The sequence below is a fragment of the Streptomyces tsukubensis genome (assembly GCF_003932715.1).
GTDB lineage: Bacteria > Actinomycetota > Actinomycetes > Streptomycetales > Streptomycetaceae > Streptomyces > Streptomyces tsukubensis.
This window is the reverse complement of record NZ_CP020700.1, coordinates 6,258,713-6,281,492: the sequence shown is the minus strand read 5'-3', so window position 1 is coordinate 6,281,492 and position 22,780 is coordinate 6,258,713. Positions and strand designations below refer to the sequence as shown.

The following is a 22,780-nucleotide window of genomic DNA, read 5'->3' as shown; positions in this document are numbered from 1 at the left end:
CCACGGCCGGACCCGGCCATCACACCGTCGCGGCGGGTTTATTTCCCGGCCATGCGGGATCCATGCGCCGACCGTTCGCACCGGACTGCACATTGGGGGCACCAGCACAGATCACGAACAGCAGGTGCCCCCCATGAATATTCAGCTCCTTGGCTGCGTCGAGGCGCATACGCCCGCCGGTGACCGGATCGTTCTCCCGGAGAGCGCCCGCCACTTCCTCGCCTCGCTGGCCTGGCGTCCGAACCACTTCGTCACGGACGAGACCATGGCCGAGCGGCTGTGGGATCACGAGGCCCCCCAGCACCCCCGGCAGACGCTGTACGTCCACGCCACCCGGCTGCGGAAGGCGCTGGGGTGCGGAGCCGAGCCGGCCGACGGTATCGCCGTGGTGCGGCGGCGGGGCGGATATCTTCTGGCCGTCGCGCACGAAGCCGTCGACCTCCACCGGTTCCGTACGTCCGTGCTGCGGGCGAAGGACGCCGAACGGGCGGGTGACCCGGACCGGGCCCTGCGGCATTTCGACGAGGCGCTGTCCCTGTGGCGCGGCGATCCCCTGTCGGATCTGAACTCGTCGTGGGCCCGGTCGGTCCGGGTCACCCTCAGACACGAGCACCGCGCCGTGCTGACCGGCCGGGCCGAACTCGGCATGCGGGCCGGACGCCATGCCGAGCATCTGCCCGCCCTGCAGCAGCTCGCGCTCTCCCATCCGCTGGACGAACGGGTGGCGGGGCTGCTGATGCTCGCCCTGTACCGGAGCGGACGCCAGGCGGAGGCCCTCGACCACTTCCAGCTCGTCCGTGCGCGGATGGTGGCGCGCCTCGGCGACGGGCCGGGCCCTTCCCTGGCGGAGCTGCACGGCCGGATCCTGCGGCGCGATCCCCGGCTGGACCATGCGGCCGAGGGGCCGGGCCGCCGCTCCTTCGGCACCCATGCGGTCGGGCACCCGGCCGCGTTCACCCGGGACCCGGACGGGGCCTGCAGCCACCGGACTCCGCAATCGGCCTGAACCAAGTACCCTTCCCGGCCCTCCGGTTCTCGTTTCGAAGGCCATAGGGCGACGGCCCGCAGGACCCCGCAGGATGCCCGGCACAGGCATAATCCGCAGGTCAGAGCCGTAGAGCCGTTGATCATGCCCTCAGTCCTGAGTTACGGTCGAAGGGTGCAAAACTCCCGAGTTCACTTCCGTTTGCTGGGTTCCCTGGAAGTCGAGGTCGAGGGGTCCGTCGTTCCGCTCACCGGACGGCAGCGTTCCCTGTGCACCGTTCTGCTGCTCAGCGCCAACCGTGTGGTGTCCGTCGAGCGCATCGTGAGCCGCCTGTGGGAAGACCACCCACCGGTATCGGGGGCGGCCCGGGTCCGGTCCCTCGTCACCGAGGTCCGCAGGGCCCTGGGCCCGGTCGGCGCGCGGCTGGTGGTGACGCAGAGCCCCGGATACGTGATCCGGGTGGGCCCCGACGGGCTCGACCTCCTCGCCTTCGAGTCCCTCATCAAGAACGGCACCCGGGCCGCGGCCGCGGGCGGCTGGAACGAGGCCTTTGAGAGCTTCGAACGGGCGCTGACCCTGTGGCGGGGCGATCCGCACCCCGATCTGTCGGCCCCCGCCGAGCAGTTCCGCCTGGACGAACTCCGGATCACGGCCGTCGAGGGCCGCGCGGAGGCCGGGAACATGCTGGGGCGGGACCGGTCCTCCCTCGCCGAGCTGGCCCGGCTGGTGGCGGAGCATCCGCTGCGCGAACGTCCGCACGCCCTGTTCATGACGGCACTGCACAAGGCGGGCCGGACCGGGGAGGCCATGGCGGTGTACGCGGGGCTGCGGAAGCGCATGATCGTCGAACTCGGTGTCGAGCCCACGGCCGAACTCCGCGAACTCCACCGGCGGCTGCTGGGCGGGACGGGCGGGGCCCGGACCGGGGCGGCCCCGGCCGGAAAGTTCCGGGGGTACCAGGAACACGAGTCCGGGGCGGGGGCCGCCGGGGTGATTCCCCGGCAGCTCCCGGCGGCGACCCACCGGTTCGTCGGCAGGGCGGACTCGATGCGCCGCATGGACGAGGCGCTCGCCGCGGCGGAGCCCGTCGTCCTGCTGGTGGGGGCCGCCGGGGTGGGAAAGACGGCGCTCGCGCTCCACTGGTCGCATCTGGCGGCGCGGCACTTCCCCGACGGGCAGCTGTACCTCGACATGCGGGGCTTCCACGACTCTCCCCCGATGGCCCCGGAGGAAGCGGTTCCCATGCTGCTCCAGGGCCTCGGGTGCCGGCCCCCGGACATCCCCACCGGTCTCGACGCCCAGACCGCCCTGTACCGCACTCTGCTCGCGGACCGCCGGGTCCTGATCGTCCTCGACGATGTCGCCGACCCTTCCCAGGTGCGTCCGCTGCTCCCCGGCACATCCCGTTCCCTGACCCTGGTGACGAGCCGGGACCGGCTGGACGGGCTGGTCGCCCTCGACAGCGCGCACCGGCTGACCTGCGGGGTCCTGGACAGTGCGGAGGCTCTCGACCTGATCAGGGCCGCTTCGGGCCCGGCGCGGGTGGCCGCCGAACCGCAGGCGGCGGCGCGGCTCGCCGCGCTCTGCGACTTCCTCCCGCTCGCGCTCTGCGTCGCCACTTCGTGGATCGGTGACCGGGAGCCGAACAGCATCGGCGCGTACGTGCGGGCCCTGGCCGATCGCGGCCGACTGGCCCGGCTCTATGTCGAGGGCGACCGGAACGTTGCCGTACGGGCCGCTCTCGACCTGTCGTACGAGGCCCTGCCCGCGCATGTGAGACGGGCGTTCCGGCTGCTCGGGCTGATGCCGGGGAAGGGGTTCTCGGTGGCCGCCGCGGCGGCGGTGACGGGCGTCGACCGGCGGCGGCTGGAGGAACTCCTGCGGCCCGTGGTCCGGTTGCATCTGCTGCGCGAGACCTGGCCGGGCCGGTTCACCTGGGACGATCTGGTGCACGAGTACGCCGGGCAGCGGGCGGCGGCCGAGGACAGCCGGGCGGAGCGGAAGGCGGCCGTCCGGCGCCTCCTCGACCACTATCTGCACGGCATCGTCAACGCCACCGAGGCGTGCGGGCTGTATCTGCCGCGGCAGCCCGCGGGGGCCGCGGTCGCGGGCGCGAACCCCCGTACCTTCACCTGTTCCGCCGACGCCTACGCCTGGTTCGACGCGGAGTGGCAGGACATCGCGGCCGTCGTCGTCCAGGCGGCGGAGCAGGGGCCCCGCCCCTATGCCGGGCGTCTGGTCGGAGGGCTGCGGAAGCTGCTGCACCACCGGCTCCCCCGGTCGGAGTGGATCCGGCTGACCGAGCACGCCCTGGCCGCGGCGGAGGCCGAGGCCGCGGGCGATCCGGCGGTCCGGACGACCGTGCCCCTCCCGCTGCGGCGCGCCGCGCTGCGAGCCGCGAAGGGGAGGCCGCACCCGTACGACGAGGGCCCGTGGCCGCTGGCCCATCACGCGGGCTGACGGCGAGGCACGGTCAGGGCCGGGCGGTCCTGCGTGCGTGGAGGACGTTGCCTTCCAGCGGGAGCGGGGTGGTGGAGAGCAGGGTGAGGTCCGCGGCGGCGAGCAGGCGGGCGTAGTGGGCCTCGGTGCGTTCCCTGCCGCCGACGTTGCACATCATGTGGAGGTCCCACGCCACGGCGAGAGACGGGGATCCGCCGGTGCAGACGTCAGCGGGGAGGAGGCGTTCGACGATCAGCAGGTCCGCGTCGGCGGGCATGGCACGGGCGCAGTGGCGGAGGATCTCGGTGCAGCGTTCGTCGTCCCAGTCGTGGAGCACGCGGGACAGGACGTAGACGTCGCCGTCCGGGGGTACGTCGGCGAAGTCGCCGGTCAGAAAGGTGCACCGGTCGGCGCACCCGGCGGCGGCCAGGGTGCGGCGGGCGGCTTCGACGGCGTGGGACCGTTCGAGGAGGGTGCCGTGGAGGCGGGGGTGCGCGGTCAGGAGGCGGGCGAGCAGTTCGCCGTTGCCGCCCGCGATGTCGACGACCGTGCCGGGACGGTCCGCCGTGCTCGCCGCGGTGATGACGGGATGGCCGCCGAGGGGTTCGAACATCCGGGTGCTGGCGGCCATCGACCGGTCGAAGAGCCCGGCGAGTTCGGGGTGGCGGGCGAAGTGGTCGAAGTGGTGGGCGCCGAAGACGTGGTCGAAGGCGGTCTTCCCGGTGCGGAGGGTGTGGCCGAGGGCGGCGAAGGACTCGTAGAACGGGCCGCCGTACAGCAGGGCGAGGGGCCGCAGGGAGCCCGGGGCGTCGGCGCGGAGCAGGGCGCCGACCGGGGTGAGCCGGAAGCCGTTCTCCTCGTCGCCGGTCACCACGCCCAGCATCCCGAGATAGCGCAGGAGCCGGGCCAGGCTCCCGGGGTCGGTGCCGGTCCGGGCGGCGAGGGGCCCGGCGGCGAGGGACGTGTGCGTGGTCATGGCGTCGGGGATGCGGAGTGCGGCGAAGCCCGCCAAGGCCTGGGTGCTCCAGGCGCCGGTCAGCAGGCGCAGGAGCGTTTCGGCAGGCGGGGTCTCGCCGGGGGCGGCGAGATGGGCCGCCAGTACCTCGCGGTGGTCGCCGGGCGCGTACAGCTCGACCCTGCGGTATCCGGTCTTCGTATCGTCGGGTGCGGTGAAGTAGAAGACCGTGCCGTCCTCGTGCGGGTTGTAGCCGCCACCGTCGGGGACGGCTCCGTGGCGGGTGAGGATCGCGCCCATGCCGCGCAGTACCAGCGGGTCCGGGCGTTCGACCTCGAAGGCGAGATGGGCCTCGTGTTCTCGGGCGCGCTCGTCGGCGGCGACGGCGGCGAGTCCGGAGCCGGGGGGCACGGTCAGCGCGAAGACTTCGACCGTACGGTGCTCGGCGCCCGGCCCGGGAACCGACGGGCGCAGGATGCGGACGTCCAGCCCGGCCGCCTCGCGCCGGTGCCGTGCGGCGAGCCGGTCCCGTACGACCACACTCGGTACGGGTTCGGCGTCCGGGTCCGCGGCCAGTCCGCAGGCGGCCAGTTCGGCACGGAGGGTGCCCGGGTCGGGAGGGAAGACCAGCAGGGCGGCGTGCGAGAAGTGGCAGCGGTCCTCCAGGGCCCGGGCCTCCAGGGCATCGAGGCCGGGGAGCAGCAGCGACAGCAGGGCGGCGGTGTCGTGCTCCCTGACGAAGTCGGCCGCGGCGGTCAGGCGGGCCGCGTCGCTGGGGATCGTCGGCGTCTGGGGCTTCATCGGAGGGGTGTCCTCAGGTTTCGGCGGTTCGGTGGTTCGGTGGTTCGGAGCGCGGGGTGCGGGGGTTCAGACGCCGACGTACTGCTCGGCGAACCAGTCCTGTTCGGCGCGCGAGGTGCGGAGCGTTTCGAGGCAGGGGCGCCGGATGTGGTGCTGTGAGCTGTTCTCGGGAAGGTCGTGCAGCAGGCGGATCATCCACTGCGAGAAGTCCTGTGCCCGCCGGATCCGGGCCAGGCATCGCGCCGAGTAGGCGTCGAGACCCTCGGAGTCGCCGTGCAGAAGGTCGTCGGTGAGGGCACGGGCGAGCAGCTCCGCCTCCAGTACCGCGAGGTTGGCGCCCTTGGCCGCGGACGGACTGAGCAGGCTCGCGGCGTCACCGGCGAGGAAGAGGCTGCCGTGGCGCAGTGGTTCGAGTACGTCGGACTCCAGGTCGACCACGGTGCGCTGGATCAGTGCGCCCCGGCGCAAGGGGCCCCGCATCCGCAGCTCCAGTTCGGCCCAGATCCGGTCCTCGGACCAGTCGTCGGGCGCCGTCCCCCGGGGGCACTGGAGGTAGTAGCGGGTGATGTCGGCCGTACGGGCCATATGCCCGGCGAACCCCGCGGGGTGCACCGCGTATCCCACCGCGTCGAGGCTCGGCGGCGCCTCCGCGAGCAGCCCCAGCCAGGAGATCCCGTGGTCGCGGTGGTGCCGCCGGACCGCTCCGGGCGGGAGGGAGCGGCGGGCCGCGCCGTGGCGGCCGTCGCAGCCCGCGACGTACCGGCCCTGCCAGCGGCCCGGGCGGCCGTCGGGGCCGCGGACGGTGACCGAGGGGCGTACGCCGTCGGCGTCCCGTACGGCGAGCGCCTCGGTTCCGAAGCGGATCCGCCCGCCCCGGCCGGTGTACTCCGTCAGCAGATCCCCCACCAGCTCCTGCTGGGGGTAGACGGTGTGCCGCTCGCCGCGGCCGAGGCTGCCGTAGTCCAGCCGGAACCGGCCGTCCCCGGTGCGGAATTCGCAGAGGGAGTGGGTCCGGCCGGACCGGTGCAGCCCGTCGCCGAGACCGTGGCGGTCCAGAATCCGTACGGTGTTCGCGGCGAGGAACCCGGCGCGTGCCCGGGTCCGGACGTCCGCCTCGGCGGACCGTTCCAGGACGACGCAGTCGACCCCGGCGGCCAGCAGGAGGTTTCCGAGGAGCAGCCCGGCGGGGCCGGCCCCCAGGACGATCACATCGGCCATGTCACGGACCGTGTCCGCCCTCTGACTTTCCATCACAGAAGCGGATCATAAGCAGTCGTAAATCCCTTGATGCGCGACATTCACCCGTTTGGGCGCAATGGCGGGACAAGGGAGGATCGCTTCGGTCGATGGGTGTACCGCCGGGCCGGGCGGCGGCCCGGTTCGCGGCCATGGCCGCCGCGGTGGCGAACAGTTGTCCACCGTCAACGTGCTGGGGGGCGCGTCCGGTGGGTCCGACCGCATGGCCGACCCGCCGGACGGCGGGCCGCGGGGTCTCCTTCGGAGGGTGCGGGGTATCAGGCGGTACGGCGGACGAGCAGCAGGTGGTCGACGACTTCGGCGGTCTGCCCGCCGGGGCCGGTCGCGGTCCGGCGGAGCACATCGGTGCGCTCGACCGTCCAGGACGCGGGGTCCAGGCCGATGCCCGCGGCGACCTCCTGCGGGGTGGGGTAGTGGATATCGGGGTCCTGGTTCCACGACCAGGGGGCGGTCGACCCGTGGTCGACGACCAGCAGCCGCCCGCCGGGGCGCAGGGCATGGGCGGCGGACCGCAGGACGGCCGAGCGGTCCAGGTCCAGAGGCGTGTGCAGATAGTGGGCGCTGACCAGGTCGAAGGTGCCGCCGGGGAAGGTCGCGCGCAGATCGTGCCGTTCGGCGGTGACCGCTCCCTCCAGTCCGCCGGTACGGGCGAGCCGGGCCAGCCGTTCGACGGCGACGCCCGAGACGTCGACCGCGGTGACGCGCCAGCCGTTGCGGGCGAGCCACAGGCTGTCGCCGCCCTCGCCGCAGCCGAGGTCCAGGGCGTCACCGGGCGGCAGGCCGGTGACCGTCTCGGTGAGGCGGGCGTTCGGCCGCGGATCCACGGCCTCGGTACGGGAGGCGTAGAAGCCGTCCCAGAACGTGAGCGCTTCGTCCGTACTCATCGGGCTCTCCTTCTGCCGGGCGGATGGACAGTGTGGGCGGACGCCCCGCGATCCGGCACGGAATCTTGCCGTTCCGGCAAGATGGCACGATGGAAGGCACGAGTGGGGACGACGATGACGTACTCGCCGCGGTCGGGCCGCGGCTGCGGGCGCTGCGCCGGGAACGCGGGATCACGCTCGCCGCGCTGGCGGCGGCGACCGCGATCTGACGCTCTCGCCCGGCGAGGCGGCCGAGTTCGACACCGCCCTGCCGCACTGGCTGGGCAGCGCCGACGGCGGCGCGGTCGAACTCCTGATCCTCTTCGGCCCGCAGGGCACCCGCGCGCATCTGCGCGCCACGCCCGCCGGGTGACCGCCCCCTCGCGCTTCCGTACCCCCGGCTCACCTGGACGACCGCGCGCCGCCGCGTCCGAACGGGGGTGAAACCTCGGAACCGGTGTCCGGGGGCGGCGGGGCGGGGATCGCTGGGGGCGGTACCGCAGTCAGCGGCACCGAGCCCCGCCGAAGGACGTGACCATGCGTATCCGTACTGCCCTCGCCGCCCTGGCCCTGGCCGCCGCCTCCGTGGCCGGCACCGCGACCACCGCCGGTGCGATCGAGTTCGGTGACATCATCATCACCACGGAGGAGCACACCGACATCGTTTCGGCGTGCAACGAAGCCCTGTTGCTGCTCTCCCCGTCGGTTCAGTGCGGGGTCTTCAACATCGCCCCGCAGTAGGCGTTTCGGTACGCGCGAGAGCCCTGCCACCCGGAATGGGGTGGCAGGGCTCCGGCGTACGTACTGCCGTCAGATGCGCTGCTCCGAGGAGGCAAGCCCGACGAACCCCGCCCAGGCCTCGGGCGACATCCGTATGACCGGCCCGGTCGCCACCTTGGAGTCCCGGACGTGCACCGCGCCCGTGCAGGACGCTGCGACCTCGACGCAGTCGCCGCCTTCGGCTCCGCTGTAGCTGCTCTTGAACCAGGCGAGGGGCTCGGCGTTGTTCATAGCTCTCACCTCTCCGTTAAACGGGCTACTTGGAGGCAGCAAGCCCGACGAACCCCGCCCAGGCCTCACGTGATACCCGGAGGGTCGGCCCAACTGCGGCCTTGGAGTCCCGCACGTACACCGCGCTCGTGCCGGACACCGCCACCTCCACGCACTGGCCGCCTTCAGAGCCGCTGTAGCTGCTCTTGAACCAGGCGAGGGACTCAGCGTTGTTCATAGCTCTCCCATCAACTCTTCGATGATCTTCAGCGACTCCCGCGGGGTGAGAGCCTGCGAGCGGATAATCCCATAGCGCGCGGCAACCAGGGCGGCACGGGCAGGGCCCGTCTCCAAGGTGCTGATGCCCTGCGTTTCCATGTACACAGACTTCTTGCCGTCCGTACGCGTGACTACGGTGAAGGGACCGTCCGCGCCCGCACTTTCCTCCAAGTCGTGCGGCATGATCTGAAGTTCGACGTTCCGCCTCTGGCCGAGCAGCAGGAGTTGCTCCAACTGGCCGCGTAGTACCTGCCCGCCTCCATATTTGCGGCGAAGAACCGACTCGTCCATGACGAAGCTCAGAAGAGGCGTGGGACGGCGGTCAAAAATGTCCTGTCGGGCCAGTCGTGCGGTCACCCTCTGCTCGATGGTCTCCGGATCCTGAGGCGGGCGCCGCATGGCGAGTACCGCTCGCATGTACTCCTCGGTCTGGAGCAGGCCGTTCACAATGAGGGTGTCGTACGAGAGCAGCTCAATGGCCTCTTTCTCCAACTGCGCCATTCCCTGGAAGAACAACGGGTACTGCGCCCGCTCCACCTCCTCCTTCCACAGCGTCAGCAGCCCGTCCGCCCCCAGCTCCCCGTCCGCCCGGTCGATCGCCCTCGGCGGCGGAATGCGTCGTCCCTGTTCGAAGGAGGCGATGGTGGACGCCGAGTAGCCCAGGCGTTTGCCCAGCTCCTCGCGTTCCAGACCGGCCCGGATCCGCAGGGTCTTCATGGTCCGACCGAAGGCCGTGACCACACCCTGGGCCGACTTGTCCGCCGTCCGGCCGTCGTCGCTGTCGGCGTCTTCGACGCCACCCGAAGTTGTCCTGTTCTCTGCCATGAAGCACCGCCTCCTCGGCTCAACGCCCCCGCATGGGCGCGGTCACGCCGTGCCCTGCGTACGGGCGCCGACAAGGCACGTACAAGCGGCTCGCGTCGGTGCGTCACCACTGGTCACGCTACGCCACCGCAAGCACCGTGGTGGCCATGATGAACAACCCCCACAGCCCCGCCCGTACCGCCTATCCCCACGGCACCGGCGGGCACTTGAGCACCGGGGCCGGACCGTACGGGCCCGAATTCGCCATGCCGTTCACCTCCACGCCCCGGGGCGCCTCCCTGGCCCGGCGGCTCGTCGCCGTGCGGCTGCACGAGTGGGGGATCCCGTACGGCACCACCCCGCACGAGGCGATCGTGCTCATCTCGGCCGAGCTGATCGCGAACGCCGTCCGGCACGGCCATGTCCCGGGGCGGGACTTCCACCTGCGGCTCCGCCCGACCTCCCTGCCCGATCCGGTCGCCCGGGTCGAGGTGACCGACACCCGTGGCGAACGGCTGCCGCCGCAGCCCGACGCCCTGGTGGACCCGGGGCTCGAAGAGGGCGGGCGGGGGCTGCTCCTCGTGTCGGAGCTGGCCCACCGCTGGGGTTGGCACCCGCGCCCCGAAGGACCGGGGAAGACGGTCTGGGCGGAGTACCTGGTCCCGCGGCCCGAGCGCGCATGACGGCGTCCGTCAGTCCAGGGCGTCCCGCTCGGCGGGGGTGAGGTGGGCGGTGATACGGCGCTGGTTCCGGACGAGGCGCAGGCAGAGGTGGCGGAGCTGATGGAGCTCCGGCTCGCTGAAGCCGTCGAACAGGGCCGCCATCGCCCGCTGCGTCGGGATCCGGAAGTCGTCCAGCCAGGCCAGTCCGGCGGGGGTGATGCGGGCGAGGACGGACCGGCGGTCCGCGGGGTCGGGGTCGCGGCGGACGAGGCCCTCGCGTTCGAGGGTGTCGACCAGACCGGTGGCGTTGCGGGGGGTCATGCCGGCGGAGCGGGCCAGCTCGCCGAGGTGGGCGCCGTCGGCTCCGAGGGTGCGCAGCCGGATCAGGACGTCCACGGCTCCCGTGCTGAGGCCCCGGCCCTCGGAGCCCAGCGTGCGCAGCCGCTCAAGCGTCTTGTTGGCGGCGCGGGCCGCGGCGGCCGCCTCCAGACGGCTGGTGGAGCCGCCCGAGGCGAAATAGGCGGCGGACGTGCGGACTTGGGGGTCGTAGAGCAGCCCTTCGGCATCATGGTTCAGCTCGTCGGAATTAGTTACGTGCTTCATAATGAAGTGATACCGAAATTGCGGGAGTTCCGTCAAGGGGGGAGCCGTCGGGCTGCCCGGGGAGGGACGGTCGGCCGTCCGGGCTGAGTACGGGAACTCATGTGCCCCGGGGCCCGGGCTTGGCAGGATCCGCTTTATGACGCGTGACAAGGCCAAACCGACCGCCCTTCACCTCCTGCTGGTCTGGGCGGCGATGACTGCGGCGATGCCGATGCTCGGCTTCTGGCTACTGATGGCGGGCTGGGGCGGTGGGGTCGGTGCGGCGGTACCGATCGCCGCCCTGGGGGTGCCGCTGGTACTGGGCCTGCTGGTCACGACGGTCGCACCGGTGCGGACCATGCTGCCGATCTGCGCGTCCCTGGGCGGGCGGCTGTGCTGGGCCGTCATGGTCTTCGTCCTCGGCACGCTCGGTGCGGGGGCCGGGGTGGCCTTCTACACCGAGGGCGGCGAACTGGGCAGCGCCGGTACCCGCATCGCCCTGACGGGGGTGCCGTACGCCGTGGCCGCGGCGCTCTTCGTACCGGGCTGGCAGGTACGGCTGGGGGCGGTGGCCGTGCTGGCGGCCGCAACCGCCTACGGGGCCACCGCCCCGACTTAGGTCGTCTCTTTCGGATCTCAGACGACCAGGCCCATGATCGCCACGTTGAGCGGGACCGCGGGCTCCTCGGGGAGCGGCGGCGGGTTGTCGGCGCTGGTGGTGTGGGTGGGGGCGACCGGGCGCAGCGCGGCGACGCCGCCCTCGGCCCACGGGGCGTCCGTCGGGCCGAGAGAGAGCGTGACCTTACGGCCGTCGCTCAGAGTGGTCTCCAGGGCGTTCTTGTCGTTCGTCGGCTCCATGGCGGGCAGCCTCCTCGGGAAGGACACGGAGCCGGATACCCGGCCCCGTGTCCCACACGACGATCACCCGCCGCGGAAGGTTCCCCACCGCTTGGCGGTGCCGTCAGATGCCCAGGTCGGCCAGCCAGGCGCCGGTGGTCCGCGGGGCGAGGCCCAGCAGGGTTTCCGCCGAGCGGGCCGGGGTGATCGCATGGTCCGGGAGGGTGGCGATCGTACGGTAGAGGGCTGCGACTCCGGCCGCCGTGGGCTCGCCCAGCAGCGGGGCGATCAGGGCGCCGAACTCGTCGGGCGTGATCGCCTCGTACGTCACCCCACGGCCGAACCGGGCTCCGAACGCCTCGGCGAGCTGCGGGCCGGTGACGGGCGGGTACTGGCCGACCGGGACCGTGCCGGTGAGGTCCGGGCGCTCCAGCAGGGCGGCCGCCGCGTCGGCGACGTCGAGGTGGGACACCCAGGACACAGGGAAGTCCGTGCCGATCGGGTAGCGCAGGACGCCTTCCTCCCGGGCCGCGCCGACGACCGGCGGCAGCAGCAGGTTCTCCAGGAACAGCTTGGGTGCGAGCACCGCGTACGACACCCCGCTCGCGGCCACCCCTTCGATCAGCCGCGCGACCGCGGGGTCCGCCGGGACCGGGGACGTCCCACCCGCGACGTCCGGGGCGTCCGCGAAGGAGCCGCTGGTGGAGATCACCACCCGGGCCGGACGGGCCTCGGCGACAGCGGCGGCAATATGGGCGGCGTAGGCGAGGCGGTCGTCAGGCGCGGCCAGCGGCAGATGGACGAAGACGCCGTCGGCGCCCTCGTAGGCGCGGGCCAGTTCTTCGGCGGATGCGTAGTCGGCGGCGACCGCGGGGGTGCCTTCGGGCAGCTTCCCGGGGTCGCGGGTGACGGCCGTCACCGGCTTGCCCGCGGCCCGGAGGGCGGCGAGTACGGGGGCTCCCTGGGCGCCGGTGGCGCCGTGGATCACATAGCTCATGAGCCTATGGTGCATACGATGCACCGGTTACATCAACTGCACTAATGGCATACGATCACATCATGACCACTCCCCTGCCCACCTGCGGAGTCGCCCGCTTCCTCGTTCTGCTGGACGGCCCCTGGGCCACCCTGATCGTCCGCGAGCTGCTGCGGGGCCCCCACCGCTTCACCGAGCTGCGCGCCACCCTGCCCGGTATCAGCCCGCACACGCTGACCAGCCGGCTGCGCCAGTTCGAGACCCACGGCATCGTCACCCGTACCGCCCATGCCGAGATCCCCCCGCGCGTGGTCTACGAGCTGACGCCCCTCGGCCGGGAGCTGCGCCCCGTCCTCGACGCCATGGCCGCCTGGGCAGCCGCCGTCCCCGCCGCCGGGACCCCGGCGGACTGAACCGCCCGCGCACCACCCGACCCGCCCGCCGGACCACTGTCCGGCGGGCGGGTTTCGTTATGCCACCGGAAACCTCATCTGTTCACGATCTACCCTTGACACCGGGGAGGATGGACGTAAAAGTGAATCAGCGATAACCAACTTCCAGGGAGGGTCGATGGCGCGCAGAGTGCTCGTGGCGGGCGTCGGGATGGTGCCGTTCCGCAAGCCCAGTGCCGGGGCGACGTACGACGAACTCGGCCGCGGCGCGGTCCGGGCCGTACTCGACGACGCGGGCCTTCCGTACGACCGGATCCAGCAGGTGTACGCGGGGTACGTCTACGGCGACTCGACCTGCGGCCAGCGCGTGGTCTACGGGTTCGGCCGGACGGCGGTCCCCGTGCTGAACGTCAACAACAACTGCGCCTCCGGCTCCTCCGCGCTCTGGCTGGCCCACCAGGCCGTCCGCAGCGGTGCCGTGGAGTGCGCCCTCGCCGTCGGCTTCGAGCAGATGCCGCCCGGGGCGCTGAGCGCCAAGTGGAACGACCGGCCCCATCCGCTGACCGGTTTCCGGGAGGTCCTGGAGGAGGTCTATCCGCTCGACCCCGCCCTCCCGGGCACCCCCCAGTACTTCGACGCCGCGGGCCGCGAGTACCTGGAGAAGTACGGCGCGCACCCGGAGACCTTCGCCCGGGTCGCGGTCAAGGCCCGCAGGCACGCGGCCAACAATCCGTACGCCGTCTTCCGCGATCCGATCGGCCTGGACGACGTGCTGGGCTCGCCGGTCGTCGCGGGCGGTCTGACCCGGCTCCAGTGCTGCCCGCCCACCTGCGGTGCCGCCGCGGCCGTCGTCTGCTCGGAGGAGTTCGCCCGGGCCAACGGAATCGCCCCGCGGGTTGCTATTGCCGCGCAGGCGCTGCACTCCGACAGCGACGACGTGTTCACCAGGAAGAGCGCGATGTCCCTGGTGGGCACCGATGTCACCCGGGCCGCCGCAACGGAGGTCTACGAACGGGCCGGGGTCGACGCGCGGGATGTCGACGTCGTCGAACTCCACGACTGCTTCACGGTCAACGAGGTCCTCACCTACGAGGGCCTGGGCCTGTGCGAGGAGGGCGGCGCGGAGAAGTTCATCAGCGACGGCGACAACACCTACGGCGGACGGATCGTCACCAACCCCTCCGGCGGACTGCTCTCCAAGGGCCATCCGCTGGGTGCCACCGGTCTCGCCCAGACCGCGGAGATCACCTGGCAGCTCCGCGGCGAGGCGGGTGCCCGTCAGGTCGACGGAGCCCGGCTCGGCCTCCAGCACAACCTCGGCCTCGGCACCGCCGGAGTCGTCACCCTCTTCGAGAAGGTCTCCTGACGATGCCCCTCTCCCCCTCCCTCATCGGCACCCGGTACCCGGAGTTCCGGACCTCGGCGGAGCGCGGCAGGCTCCGCTTCTTCGCCGGGGCGACCGGACAGCACGATCCGGTGTACACGGACACCGACGCCGCGAAGGCGGCCGGATACCCCGATCTGCCGGTCCCGCCGACCTTCCTCTTCTGTCTGGAGATGGACAACCCCGACCGCGGGAAGTTCCTGCGGGATCTGGGGATCGACGTCCGCACGATCCTCCACGGCGGCCAGGAGTTCGCCTACCACTCCCCCGTGCACGCGGGCGAGGAGCTGGCCTTCGCCACCGAGGTGACGGACGTCTACAGCAAGAAGGGCGGGGCGCTGGAGTTCATCGTGCGCACCACCCGGGTCACCCGTGACGGCGCTCCGGTCGCCACCCTCACCAGCACCACCGTCGTACGCGATCCGAAGGCGGCCCGATGACCAGCTCCGTACCGCAGCCCGTCCTGAAGACCGCCCAGAAGACCGCCCTGAAGCCCGGTGACACCTTCACCCTCGAAGCACCCAAGGTGACCCGCACCGCGCTGGCGCTCTACGCGGGCGCATCCGGCGACCACAACCCGGTCCATATCGACATCGACGCCTGCCGGGCGGTCGGCATCGACGACGTCTTCGCCCACGGCATGCTCTCCATGGCCTACCTCGGGCGGCTGCTCACCGACTGGGTGCCGCAGGACCGGATCCGGGAGTACGGGGTGCGCTTCTCCGCGATCACGCCGGTCAACACCACCCCCGTCTGCCGGGGCACCGTCGTCTCCGTCGAGGACGGTCTGGCCCGTCTCGACCTCACCGTCAGCCTGCCCGACGGCAGCGTGACCCTCCAGGGCCGCGCCACCGTCACCACCGACTGAACCTCAGAGAAGGACGGACGCACATCATGGGAACCCTGGACGGCAAGGTCGCGATCGTCTCCGGATCCGGCCGCGGCATCGGCCGTGAAGTGGCGCTCAAGCTGGCCTCGGAAGGCGCGAGCGTCGTCGTCAACGATCTGGACAAGGAGCCCGCCGACGAGACCGTCGCCGCTATCACCGCGGCCGGCGGCAAGGCGGTGGCCTGCACCGGCTCGGTCACTGAAGAAGGCTTCGCCGAACGGTTCGTCCAGACCGCGGTCGACAGCTTCGGCGGACTCGACATCATCGTCAACAACGCGGGCTACACCTGGGACACCGTCATCCAGAAGATGACCGACGAGCAGTGGGACGCCATCATCGACGTCCACCTCAAGGCGCCGTTCCGGATCCTGCGCGCCGCCCAGCCCTTCATCAAGGCCAACCCGACGACGTACCACCGCAAGGTCGTCAACGTCTCCTCGGTCTCCGGTGTCTTCGGCAATCCGGGGCAGGCCAACTACTCCTCCGCCAAGGCCGGTGTCATCGGTCTCACCAAGACGATGGCGAAGGAGTGGGGCCGCTACCGGGTCAACGTCAACGGCGTCGCCTTCGGCTTCATCCTCACCCGGATGACCGAGGCCACCGCCGCCGACGAGACCTTCGTCGAGATCGAAGGCCGCCGGATCAAGGTCGGCGTCTCGCCGCAGATCATGGAGGCCGTCAAGCGCACCCATCCGCTCGGCCGCCCCGGCACCCCCGCCGAGGCCGCGGGCGCGATCTATCTGCTCTGCACCCCCGACGCCGACTACGTCTCCGGACAGGTCCTCAACGTCGACGGCGCCTCCCGCTGAACCCCGCCCGACCCCGTACCCCTCCCACACCGTCAGGAATGGTCATGAAGCGCAGCATCTACACCGAGGAGCACGAGGCGTTCCGGGCGATGATCCGGGACTTCATCGTCAAAGAGGTGGAGCCCCACTTCGCGCAGTGGGAGCAGGACAACCTCGTCGACCGTGATCTCTTCCGCAAGCTCGGCGCGCTCGGCGTGATGGGCTTCGACATCCCCGAGGAGTACGGGGGCGCGGGCGAGACCAGCTACAAGTACCAGGCGATCATCACCGAGGAGTCCGCCAGGGCCGCGGTCTCCTTCGGGCACTACTCGGTCTCCACCGGCATCGTCCTGCCCTATCTGCTCAACCTCGCGAACGAGGAGCAGAAGCAGCGGTGGCTGCCCGGTGTCGCCGCCGGTGAGCTGATGCTCTGCGTGGCCATGACCGAACCCGGTACGGGCTCCGACCTGGCGGGCATCCGGGCCTCCGCGAAGCTCTCCGACGACGGCACCCACTACGTCCTCAACGGCTCCAAGACCTTCATCACCGGGGCCCGCAACTCGGAGCTGTGCATCGTCGCCGCCCGTACCTCCCCGGCGACGCCGGAGAACCGCAGGCACGGACTGAGCCTGTTCGTCGTCCCGACCGACAGCGAGGGCTTCGCATACGGCCGCAAGCTGGAGAAGATCGGCCTCCGCTCCTCCGACACCTCCGAACTGGCCTTCAACGAGGTGAAGGTGCCGGTGGAGAACCTCCTCGGCAAGCAGGACGAGGGCTTCTCGTACCTCGGGCAGAACCTGCCCCGCGAGCGGCTCTCCATCAGTGTGGGCGCGGTGTCCGCCGCGACCGCCGCGATCCGGTTCGCCAAGGAGTACGTCACCGAGCGCCAGGTCTTCGGCAAGCCCGTCGCCGCCTTCCAGAACACCAAGTTCGTCCTGGCCGAGTGCGCGACCGAGGTCGCGGCCCTCCAGGCCATGGTCGACCAGGGCATCGCGTTCGACGACGCGGGCGAACTGACCCCCGCCGACGCCGCGAAGATCAAACTCTTCGCCACCGAGACCGCGGGCCGGGTCATCGACAAATGCCTCCAGCTCCACGGCGGTTACGGCTACATGCTGGAGTACCCGATCGCCCGGCTCTACGCCGACACCCGGGTCAACCGGATCTACGGCGGCACGAGTGAGGTCATGAAGACCATCATCGCCAAGGACCTCGGTCTGTGACGCCCACCGCCGATGCCGCCCCCGCCGGACGGTCCGCCACCGGGCCGTCCGGCGGGGGCGGCGGTCCGCTCGCGGGCGTCCGGATCGTCGAACTCGGCGGGATCGGCCCCGGGCCGTTCGCCGGGATGATCCTCGCGGACCTCGGCGCCGACGTCGTCCGCGTCGACCGGCCGGCCGAGCACGGCAGCCCGTCGCGCCATCCGATCCTGCACCGCGGCCGCCGCTCCGTCACCGCCGACCTCAAGGACCCCCGGGGCGTCGGCCTCGTCGGAAAGCTGATCGACGGCGCCGACGCCCTGATCGAAGGCTTCCGCCCGGGCGTCACCGAACGCCTCGGTCTCGGACCCGGCCCCTGTCTGGAGCGCAACCCCCGGCTCGTGTACGGGCGGATGACCGGCTGGGGACAGGACGGACCGCTGGCCCAGGCCCCCGGCCACGACATCAACTACATCGCCGTCGCGGGGGCCCTGGCCCAGATCGGACCCGCCGACGGCGATCCCGTCGTCCCGCTCAACCTCTTCGGCGATATGGGCGGCGGCGGTCTGCTGCTGGCCCTCGGCATCAGCGCCGCCCTGTACTCGGCCCGGACCACCGGCCGGGGCCAAGTGGTGGACGCGGCGATGACCGACGGCACCGCGATCCAGCTCGCGCTGCTCCAGGGGCTGCTGCGCACCGGCCAGTGGACCGAGGGCCGCGGCTCCAACCTCTTCGACGGCGCCGCCCCCTTCTACCGCACCTACCGCTGCGCGGACGGACTGCACATGGCGGTCGGCTGTGTGGAACCGCAGTTCTACGCGGAGACCCTGCGGGTGCTCGGGCTCACCGGCGATCCCCTGTTCGCGCGGCAGCACGACCGCGGGGCGTGGCCGGCGATGGCGGCGAAGCTGGCCGAAGTGTTCGCGGGCCGCACCCGCGACGACTGGACGGCCCGCTTCGACGGTACGGAGACCTGCGTGACGCCCGTGCTCGACTGGACGGAGGCCGCCCGCCATCCGCACAACGCGGGCCGCGGCACGTACCGGATCACCCCCGACGGCTACCCGGAGCCGGGGACCGCACCGCGTTTCCTCGGCACCCCCTCCCCCGAACCGCGGCCCGCCGCGGTGACCGGGAGCGACACCGACGAGGTACTGCGGCAGGCCGGAATCGGCGCCGACGAGCTGGCCGCGCTGCGCAGTGAGGGCGTCATCGGCTGACGCCTGCGGAAGTACGAGGCCGGGGGCCGGGACACGGTGGGTGTCCCGGCCCCCGGCCGTCGTACCACCCATGGGGTCATGGGCTGCGGCGGGGGCGCAGCACCGTCTCCTGGACCACCGAGGCGACCAGCCTGCCGTCCCGGGACCAGAACCCGGCGTGCACCAGGCCCCGGCCGTCGCCCGCGGTCGGGCCGCGCTGGACCACCAGCAGCCAGTCGTCGGCGCGGAACGGGCGGTGGAACCAGACGGCGTGGTCGAGGGAGGCCATGAAGTGGTGCGAGGAGTCCGGGCCCGAGCGCAGCACCCCGGGTGCTTCGACGTCGAGGGCCGCGACCGGGGCGAGCATCAGGTCCGAGGCGTAGGTGAGGGCGCACATATGGACCAGGGGCGCGTCCGGGAGCGGGGCGGCGGAGCGGATCCACAGCCGCTGTTCGGTGCCCCCGTCGCGCTCCGGCCGGTCGACGGGGGCCCGGCGGACGTCGAGGACCCGGCCGATCTCGAACCGCTCGAAGCCTTCGGGGTCCCGGGCGGCCCAGGCGCTGAAAGCGTTGGGCAGCTCCTCGGGCGGGGTGGTCGGCGGCATGGCGAGATGCCGTCCGGGGATGTCCTCGGGGCGGGTGAAGGAGGCGGAGAGGGTGAAGATCACCTCGTCGCCCTGGAGGGCCGTGACGCGCCGGGACGCGTATCCGCGGCCGTCCTTCAGCCGTTCGACCCGGTAGGCGATGGGCCGGGCCGGGTTTCCGCCGCGCAGGAAGTAGCCGTGCAGGGAGTGCACGCGCCGGTCGTCGTCCACGGTGCCGCCCGCCGCGGTCAGCGCCTGGGCCGCGACCTGTCCGCCGAAGGCCCGCCGGGGCAGGGCGGCATGGCACCAGCCGTGGAAGAGGTCGCGCTCCGTGCGCTCCAGGGTGAGGAAGCCGAGCAGGTCCGTACCGGGCCCGCCGGGGGCGGTTCCCGGGCCGGGGGGCGGGGGGCTGTGGTGCGGTGTGGTCGTCATGGGGTGCACTCCTCTTCCGGGGTCAGAGGAGTTCGAGGACCGTGGCATTGGCCATACCGCCGCCCTCGCACATGGACTGGAGGCCGTAGCGGATGCCGTTGTCGCGCATATGGTGGACCAGGGTGGTCATCAGCCGGGCGCCGGAGCCGCCGATGGGGTGGCCGATCGCCATCGCCCCGCCGAGGGGGTTCATCCGGGCGTAGTCCGCGCCGGTCTCCCGCAGCCAGGCCAGAGTGACCGAGGCGAAGGCCTCGTTGATCTCGAAGGCCCCGATGTCTCCGATCGACAGACCGGACTTCTTCAGGGCCTTGGCGGTGGCGGGGATGGGGCCCTTCAGCATGGTGACGGGGTCGGTGCCGGCGAGGACCGCCGTATGGATCCGGGCCATCGGCCGCCAGCCGTGGGCGCGGGCGATCTCGCTGGTGGTGATCAGCAGGGCGGCGGTGCCGTCGGAGACCTGCGAGGCATTGCCCGCGGTGATCGAACCGGTGTCCCCGAAGGCGGGTTTGAGGGCGGCGAGGGCTTCGAGCGTGGAGTTGCGGCGTATGCCCTCGTCGGTGTCGAAGACGCGTTCCGTGCCGTCGGGGCCGGTGACGGTGATCGGGGCGATCTGGCCGGTGAAGCGGCCCTCGTCGACGGCGCGGGCGGCGCGGGCGTGGGAGTCCAGTCCGTGCCGGTCCATCTCGGTGCGGGTGATGCCGTACTCGTCGGCGATCAGCTGCGCGCCCCGTCCCTGGTGGAAGCGGACGTCGCCGTAACGCTTCCAGACGTCGGGGCCGAAGGGTTCGCCGAAGCTGCCGTCGAGGCGGGTGGTGCCGAGGGGGATCCGGCTCATGACCTCCACGCCGCCCGCCACGGCGATGTCGTACTGCCCCGAGACGACACCGGCCGCGGCCTGGTGCACGGACTGCTGCGAGGAGCCGCACTGGCGGTCGACGGTCACGCCCGGCACCGATTCGGGCCAGCCCGCGGCGAGGACCGCGGCCCGGGCGACGCAGCCGGTCTGCATGCCCACCGCGCCCGCACAGCCCCAGATCACATCGTCGACGAGGGCCGGGTCGAGTCCGGTCCGCTGGGCGAGCGCGGTCAGGACGTGCGCCGAGAGGGACGCCGAGTGCTGCTGCGCGAGCGAACCGTTCCGTTTGCCGACCGCGGTTCGCACCGCGTCGACGATGACTGCGTCACGCATGGGGTCTCTCCCTGCCGTTCGACGGCCGCTGGGCCGATGGGCCGATGGGCCGATGGGCCGATAAGGCTGTTAGCGAATCTTTACGAACTCAAGCTAGCCCCTTGGATCCCTTGACACCAGGGACGTTCACAGAAAAAGTGAATCTTCCATAACTGAAGTGCAGGCATCTCACGGAGTGGAAGGGCGGGGCTCGCCATGGGAACCATGGACGGCAGGGTCGCGATCGTCTCGGGCTCGGGGCGGGGCATCGGACGGGCGATCGCCCTCAAACTGGCCGCCGAGGGGGCCTCGGTCGTGGTCAACGATCTGGACGCCGAACCCGCCGCGGAGACCGTCGCGGCGATCGGGGCCGCAGGCGGCCGGGCCGTGGCCTGCGTGGGCTCGGTCACCGACGAGGGCTTCGCCGAGCGGTTCACCGAGGCCGCCGTCGAGCACTTCGGCGGGCTCGACATCATCGTCAACAACGCGGGCTACACCTGGGACACCGTCATCCAGAAGATGACCGACGAGCAGTGGCACACCGTCCTGGACGTGCATCTGACGGCCTCGTTCAAGATCCTGCGCGCGGCCCTGCCGTACTTCCGCGCCAACCCGGTCCCGTACCACCGCAAGGTTGTGAACATCTCCTCGACCAGCGGCTACTACGGCAATCTCGGGCAGGTCAACTACGCCGCAGCCAAGGCGGGCATGATCGGTCTGACCAAGACCCTGGCCAAGGAGTGGGGCCGCTACCGGGTCAATGTGAACGCCGTGGCCTTCGGCTATGTGCTGACCCGGATGACCGAGGCCACCGCCGCCGACAACGCGACCCTGTCGATCGACGGCCGGGACATCAAGGTCGGCCTCAACCCGGAGAAGGCCGCCATGGCCTCGAAAATCATCCCCCTGGGGCGGCCGGGGACCCCCGAGGAGGCCGCGGGGGCCGTCTATGTGCTCTGCCTTCCGGAGACCGACTACGTCTCCGGCCAGTGCCTCGTCGTCGACGGCGCCCGGGTGTAACCCCACAGGTCGCCGGGGAGCTGAGGCGTACGGGGGTGCCACCGGCTGGTGGCACCCCCGTACGCCTCAGCGGATGTGTCGTCAGAGCAGTTCGACGATGGTGGCGTTGGCCATACCGCCCGCCTCGCACATGGACTGGAGCCCGTACCGGATGCCGTTGTCCCGCATATGGTGGACCAGCGTGGTCATCAGCCGGGCGCCCGAGGCCCCGAGGGGATGGCCGATCGCCATCGCCCCGCCGTTCGGGTTGAGCCGCGCGGGATCCGCTCCGGTCTCCTCCAGCCAGGCGGCCGTGACGGGGGCGAAGGCCTCGTTGATCTCGAAGGCCCCGATATCACCGATCGACAGACCGGCGCGCTTCAAGGCCTTGGCGGTCGCCGGGGCGGGGCCGAGGGCCATCGTGACCGGGTCGGCACCGGCGAGCACCGCGGTGTGCACCCGGGCGATCGGCCGCCAGCCGCGGCGCGCGGCGATCTCACCCGTGGTGATCAGCAGGGCCGCGGCGCCGTCCGAGATCTGCGAGGAGTTGGCGGCGCTGATCACGCCGTCCTCCTTGAACGGGGTGGCGAGGGCGGCGAGCTTCTCCGGGGTGGAGCCGGTACGGATGCCCTCGTCGGCGGCGAACGTACGCAGTGAGCCGTCGTCGGCGGTGGTGACCACCGGCGCCAACTGGGCCTCGAAACGGCCTTCCGCAGTGGCCCGGGCCGCTTTGGCATGCGATTCCAGGGCGAGTTCGTCGAGCCGGGTCCGGCTGAATCCGTACCGCTCCGCGATCAGCTCGGCGCCCAGCCCCTGGTTGAACTCGTCGACGCCGTACCGTGCGCGCACCGCGGGGCCGAAGGGCCGGCCGTACTCGACGGCGTTGCGCGCGGCGCCGATCGGGACCCGGCTCATCGACTCGACGCCCCCGGCGATCACCAGGTCGTACTGGCCTGCAGCCACCAGACCGGCCGCGAAGTGCACGGCCTGCTGCGAGGAGCCGCAGGCGCGGTCGACGGTCACCCCGGGCACCTCCTCGGGCCAGCCGGCCGCCAGCACCGCGTACCGGCCGATATTGGAGGCCTGTTCACCGATCTGGCTGACACAGCCCCAGACCACGTCGTCCAGGTCCGCCGGGTCGAGGGCGGTCCGCCCGGCCAGGGCGGTCAGGACATGGGCCGACAGATCCACGGGATGGATACCGGACAGGGCCCCGGCCCGTTTGCCGACCGGAGTCCGGACGGCGTCGACGATGACTGCGTCACGCATGGGTGCTCCCACTCCTGCGAGAGGATGTACTTACCTGCCGTTGATTCT

Annotated in this window: 25 protein-coding genes and 1 pseudogene; 14 read left to right on the top strand and 12 right to left on the bottom strand. The window is 71.8% G+C overall.

Going from position 1 to position 22,780, the window contains the following annotated elements; all coding sequences use genetic code 11:
• Window positions 1-133 precede the first annotated feature (133 nt).
• Together B7R87_RS26015 and B7R87_RS26010 are read left to right on the top strand one after the other, a co-directional pair.
• Window positions 134-1,006, top strand: coding sequence for an AfsR/SARP family transcriptional regulator (locus B7R87_RS26015; RefSeq protein WP_006346059.1), 873 nt, complete (start codon window positions 134-136; stop codon window positions 1,004-1,006).
• A gap of 153 nt (window positions 1,007-1,159) precedes the next feature.
• The gene (locus tag B7R87_RS26010; protein ID WP_233168932.1) at window positions 1,160-3,445 is read left to right on the top strand and encodes an AfsR/SARP family transcriptional regulator; all 2,286 of its coding nucleotides are present in this window, start codon (window positions 1,160-1,162) and stop codon (window positions 3,443-3,445) included.
• Window positions 3,446-3,458: 13 nt separating this feature from the next.
• Here B7R87_RS26010 and B7R87_RS26005 read toward each other — a convergent pair whose 3' ends face one another.
• The 3 genes from B7R87_RS26005 to B7R87_RS25995 form a co-directional block, all read right to left on the bottom strand.
• Window positions 3,459-5,180 (bottom strand): methyltransferase, encoded by a 1,722-nt coding sequence (locus tag B7R87_RS26005; protein ID WP_006346061.1) that lies wholly within the window; start codon window positions 5,178-5,180, stop codon window positions 3,459-3,461.
• 66 nt (window positions 5,181-5,246) lie between these two features.
• Window positions 5,247-6,431 carry a 4-hydroxybenzoate 3-monooxygenase gene (locus tag B7R87_RS26000; protein ID WP_233168931.1) on the bottom strand — a complete coding sequence of 395 codons (1,185 nt, stop codon included), beginning with the start codon at window positions 6,429-6,431 and terminating at the stop codon, window positions 5,247-5,249.
• Window positions 6,432-6,694: 263 nt separating this feature from the next.
• A complete protein-coding gene (locus B7R87_RS25995; protein WP_006346064.1) occupies window positions 6,695-7,321 on the bottom strand; it encodes an SAM-dependent methyltransferase in 627 nt (208 codons plus the stop codon).
• A 193-nt stretch (window positions 7,322-7,514) separates the two neighbouring features.
• Here B7R87_RS25995 and B7R87_RS33795 point away from each other — a divergent pair.
• A pseudogene (locus B7R87_RS33795) lies at window positions 7,515-7,673 on the top strand (XRE family transcriptional regulator); the annotation flags it as partial.
• A gap of 164 nt (window positions 7,674-7,837) precedes the next feature.
• Window positions 7,838-8,041: a hypothetical protein gene (locus B7R87_RS25985; RefSeq protein WP_006346066.1), complete on the top strand. Its 204-nt coding sequence runs from the start codon at window positions 7,838-7,840 to the stop codon at window positions 8,039-8,041.
• Window positions 8,042-8,110: 69 nt separating this feature from the next.
• Here the strand turns inward: B7R87_RS25985 and B7R87_RS25980 are convergent, their stop codons facing one another.
• The 3 genes from B7R87_RS25980 to B7R87_RS25970 are packed head-to-tail and all read right to left on the bottom strand — an operon-like array spanning window position 8,111 to window position 9,394.
• Window positions 8,111-8,311 (bottom strand): DUF397 domain-containing protein, encoded by a 201-nt coding sequence (locus tag B7R87_RS25980; protein ID WP_006346067.1) that lies wholly within the window; start codon window positions 8,309-8,311, stop codon window positions 8,111-8,113.
• Between the two features lie 25 nt (window positions 8,312-8,336).
• The gene (locus B7R87_RS25975; protein ID WP_006346068.1) at window positions 8,337-8,528 is read right to left on the bottom strand and encodes a DUF397 domain-containing protein; all 192 of its coding nucleotides are present in this window, start codon (window positions 8,526-8,528) and stop codon (window positions 8,337-8,339) included.
• Window positions 8,525-9,394, bottom strand: a complete 870-nt coding sequence (locus tag B7R87_RS25970) for a helix-turn-helix domain-containing protein (protein WP_006346069.1) — start codon at window positions 9,392-9,394, stop codon at window positions 8,525-8,527. Before B7R87_RS25970 ends, B7R87_RS25975 begins: the two co-directional genes overlap by 4 nt.
• Before the next feature lie 146 nt (window positions 9,395-9,540).
• Here B7R87_RS25970 and B7R87_RS25965 point away from each other — a divergent pair, with 146 nt between their 5' ends.
• A complete protein-coding gene (locus B7R87_RS25965) occupies window positions 9,541-10,056 on the top strand; it encodes an ATP-binding protein (RefSeq protein ID WP_107069926.1) in 516 nt (171 codons plus the stop codon).
• A 9-nt stretch (window positions 10,057-10,065) separates the two neighbouring features.
• On the opposite strand, the gene B7R87_RS25960 is transcribed toward B7R87_RS25965, so the two are convergent.
• Window positions 10,066-10,638 (bottom strand): MarR family winged helix-turn-helix transcriptional regulator, encoded by a 573-nt coding sequence (locus B7R87_RS25960; RefSeq protein ID WP_006346071.1) that lies wholly within the window; start codon window positions 10,636-10,638, stop codon window positions 10,066-10,068.
• A gap of 136 nt (window positions 10,639-10,774) precedes the next feature.
• Here B7R87_RS25960 and B7R87_RS25955 point away from each other — a divergent pair, with 136 nt between their 5' ends.
• Complete coding sequence (locus B7R87_RS25955) at window positions 10,775-11,236, top strand: hypothetical protein (protein WP_006346072.1); 462 nt, start codon at window positions 10,775-10,777, stop codon at window positions 11,234-11,236.
• Between the two features lie 17 nt (window positions 11,237-11,253).
• Here B7R87_RS25955 and B7R87_RS25950 read toward each other — a convergent pair whose 3' ends face one another.
• Complete coding sequence (locus B7R87_RS25950) at window positions 11,254-11,475, bottom strand: hypothetical protein (protein WP_006346073.1); 222 nt, start codon at window positions 11,473-11,475, stop codon at window positions 11,254-11,256.
• 103 nt (window positions 11,476-11,578) lie between these two features.
• The gene (locus B7R87_RS25945) at window positions 11,579-12,451 is read right to left on the bottom strand and encodes an NmrA family NAD(P)-binding protein (RefSeq protein ID WP_006346074.1); all 873 of its coding nucleotides are present in this window, start codon (window positions 12,449-12,451) and stop codon (window positions 11,579-11,581) included.
• Between the two features lie 62 nt (window positions 12,452-12,513).
• On the opposite strand from B7R87_RS25945, the gene B7R87_RS25940 reads away from it, so the two are divergent.
• The 7 genes from B7R87_RS25940 to B7R87_RS25910 all read left to right on the top strand — a co-directional run bounded on the left by B7R87_RS25940 (window position 12,514) and on the right by B7R87_RS25910 (window position 18,302).
• Window positions 12,514-12,843 carry a winged helix-turn-helix transcriptional regulator gene (locus tag B7R87_RS25940; protein ID WP_040913863.1) on the top strand — a complete coding sequence of 110 codons (330 nt, stop codon included), beginning with the start codon at window positions 12,514-12,516 and terminating at the stop codon, window positions 12,841-12,843.
• 157 nt (window positions 12,844-13,000) lie between these two features.
• Window positions 13,001-14,188, top strand: coding sequence for a lipid-transfer protein (locus B7R87_RS25935; RefSeq protein WP_006346076.1), 1,188 nt, complete (start codon window positions 13,001-13,003; stop codon window positions 14,186-14,188).
• Window positions 14,189-14,190: 2 nt separating this feature from the next.
• Entirely contained in the window at window positions 14,191-14,646 is a 456-nt protein-coding gene (locus B7R87_RS25930) for a MaoC family dehydratase N-terminal domain-containing protein (RefSeq protein WP_006346077.1), read from the top strand.
• A complete protein-coding gene (locus B7R87_RS25925; RefSeq protein WP_006346078.1) occupies window positions 14,643-15,074 on the top strand; it encodes a MaoC/PaaZ C-terminal domain-containing protein in 432 nt (143 codons plus the stop codon). The genes B7R87_RS25930 and B7R87_RS25925 overlap by 4 nt, the downstream gene beginning before the upstream one ends.
• A gap of 26 nt (window positions 15,075-15,100) precedes the next feature.
• Window positions 15,101-15,904, top strand: coding sequence for an SDR family NAD(P)-dependent oxidoreductase (locus B7R87_RS25920; protein WP_006346079.1), 804 nt, complete (start codon window positions 15,101-15,103; stop codon window positions 15,902-15,904).
• A 44-nt stretch (window positions 15,905-15,948) separates the two neighbouring features.
• Complete coding sequence (locus B7R87_RS25915) at window positions 15,949-17,106, top strand: acyl-CoA dehydrogenase family protein (RefSeq protein WP_006346080.1); 1,158 nt, start codon at window positions 15,949-15,951, stop codon at window positions 17,104-17,106.
• Window positions 17,103-18,302 carry a CaiB/BaiF CoA transferase family protein gene (locus B7R87_RS25910; protein ID WP_006346081.1) on the top strand — a complete coding sequence of 400 codons (1,200 nt, stop codon included), beginning with the start codon at window positions 17,103-17,105 and terminating at the stop codon, window positions 18,300-18,302. The genes B7R87_RS25915 and B7R87_RS25910 overlap by 4 nt, the downstream gene beginning before the upstream one ends.
• 76 nt (window positions 18,303-18,378) lie before the next feature.
• Here B7R87_RS25910 and B7R87_RS25905 read toward each other — a convergent pair whose 3' ends face one another.
• On the bottom strand, window positions 18,379-19,296 hold the full coding sequence (locus B7R87_RS25905; RefSeq protein WP_006346082.1) for an acyl-CoA thioesterase: 918 nt from the start codon (window positions 19,294-19,296) through the stop codon (window positions 18,379-18,381).
• Window positions 19,297-19,318: 22 nt separating this feature from the next.
• Window positions 19,319-20,485, bottom strand: a complete 1,167-nt coding sequence (locus B7R87_RS25900) for a thiolase family protein (RefSeq protein ID WP_006346083.1) — start codon at window positions 20,483-20,485, stop codon at window positions 19,319-19,321.
• Window positions 20,486-20,689: 204 nt separating this feature from the next.
• On the opposite strand from B7R87_RS25900, the gene B7R87_RS25895 reads away from it, so the two are divergent.
• Window positions 20,690-21,484, top strand: a complete 795-nt coding sequence (locus B7R87_RS25895; protein ID WP_233168930.1) for an SDR family NAD(P)-dependent oxidoreductase — start codon at window positions 20,690-20,692, stop codon at window positions 21,482-21,484.
• Between the two features lie 81 nt (window positions 21,485-21,565).
• Here the strand turns inward: B7R87_RS25895 and B7R87_RS25890 are convergent, their stop codons facing one another.
• Window positions 21,566-22,732, bottom strand: coding sequence for a thiolase family protein (locus B7R87_RS25890; RefSeq protein WP_006346085.1), 1,167 nt, complete (start codon window positions 22,730-22,732; stop codon window positions 21,566-21,568).
• Between the last annotated feature and the right edge of the window lie 48 nt (window positions 22,733-22,780).

Coding starts and splice junctions, on each gene's coding strand:
- B7R87_RS26000 (WP_233168931.1), bottom strand. CDS start 6,431: ATGGAAAGTCAGAGGGCGGACACGGTCCGTGACATGGCCGATGTGATC.
- B7R87_RS25940 (WP_040913863.1), top strand. CDS start 12,514: ATGACCACTCCCCTGCCCACCTGCGGAGTCGCCCGCTTCCTCGTTCTG.
- B7R87_RS25965 (WP_107069926.1), top strand. CDS start 9,541: ATGATGAACAACCCCCACAGCCCCGCCCGTACCGCCTATCCCCACGGC.
- B7R87_RS25905 (WP_006346082.1), bottom strand. CDS start 19,296: ATGACGACCACACCGCACCACAGCCCCCCGCCCCCCGGCCCGGGAACC.
- B7R87_RS25890 (WP_006346085.1), bottom strand. CDS start 22,732: ATGCGTGACGCAGTCATCGTCGACGCCGTCCGGACTCCGGTCGGCAAA.
- B7R87_RS25985 (WP_006346066.1), top strand. CDS start 7,838: ATGCGTATCCGTACTGCCCTCGCCGCCCTGGCCCTGGCCGCCGCCTCC.
- B7R87_RS25900 (WP_006346083.1), bottom strand. CDS start 20,485: ATGCGTGACGCAGTCATCGTCGACGCGGTGCGAACCGCGGTCGGCAAA.
- B7R87_RS25960 (WP_006346071.1), bottom strand. CDS start 10,638: ATGAAGCACGTAACTAATTCCGACGAGCTGAACCATGATGCCGAAGGG.
- B7R87_RS25955 (WP_006346072.1), top strand. CDS start 10,775: ATGACGCGTGACAAGGCCAAACCGACCGCCCTTCACCTCCTGCTGGTC.
- B7R87_RS25980 (WP_006346067.1), bottom strand. CDS start 8,311: ATGAACAACGCCGAGCCCCTCGCCTGGTTCAAGAGCAGCTACAGCGGA.
- B7R87_RS26015 (WP_006346059.1), top strand. CDS start 134: ATGAATATTCAGCTCCTTGGCTGCGTCGAGGCGCATACGCCCGCCGGT.
- B7R87_RS25945 (WP_006346074.1), bottom strand. CDS start 12,451: ATGAGCTATGTGATCCACGGCGCCACCGGCGCCCAGGGAGCCCCCGTA.
- B7R87_RS25915 (WP_006346080.1), top strand. CDS start 15,949: ATGAAGCGCAGCATCTACACCGAGGAGCACGAGGCGTTCCGGGCGATG.
- B7R87_RS25950 (WP_006346073.1), bottom strand. CDS start 11,475: ATGGAGCCGACGAACGACAAGAACGCCCTGGAGACCACTCTGAGCGAC.
- B7R87_RS25975 (WP_006346068.1), bottom strand. CDS start 8,528: ATGAACAACGCTGAGTCCCTCGCCTGGTTCAAGAGCAGCTACAGCGGC.
- B7R87_RS25925 (WP_006346078.1), top strand. CDS start 14,643: ATGACCAGCTCCGTACCGCAGCCCGTCCTGAAGACCGCCCAGAAGACC.
- B7R87_RS25920 (WP_006346079.1), top strand. CDS start 15,101: ATGGGAACCCTGGACGGCAAGGTCGCGATCGTCTCCGGATCCGGCCGC.
- B7R87_RS26005 (WP_006346061.1), bottom strand. CDS start 5,180: ATGAAGCCCCAGACGCCGACGATCCCCAGCGACGCGGCCCGCCTGACC.
- B7R87_RS25930 (WP_006346077.1), top strand. CDS start 14,191: ATGCCCCTCTCCCCCTCCCTCATCGGCACCCGGTACCCGGAGTTCCGG.
- B7R87_RS25970 (WP_006346069.1), bottom strand. CDS start 9,394: ATGGCAGAGAACAGGACAACTTCGGGTGGCGTCGAAGACGCCGACAGC.
- B7R87_RS25935 (WP_006346076.1), top strand. CDS start 13,001: ATGGCGCGCAGAGTGCTCGTGGCGGGCGTCGGGATGGTGCCGTTCCGC.
- B7R87_RS25995 (WP_006346064.1), bottom strand. CDS start 7,321: ATGAGTACGGACGAAGCGCTCACGTTCTGGGACGGCTTCTACGCCTCC.
- B7R87_RS25895 (WP_233168930.1), top strand. CDS start 20,690: ATGGACGGCAGGGTCGCGATCGTCTCGGGCTCGGGGCGGGGCATCGGA.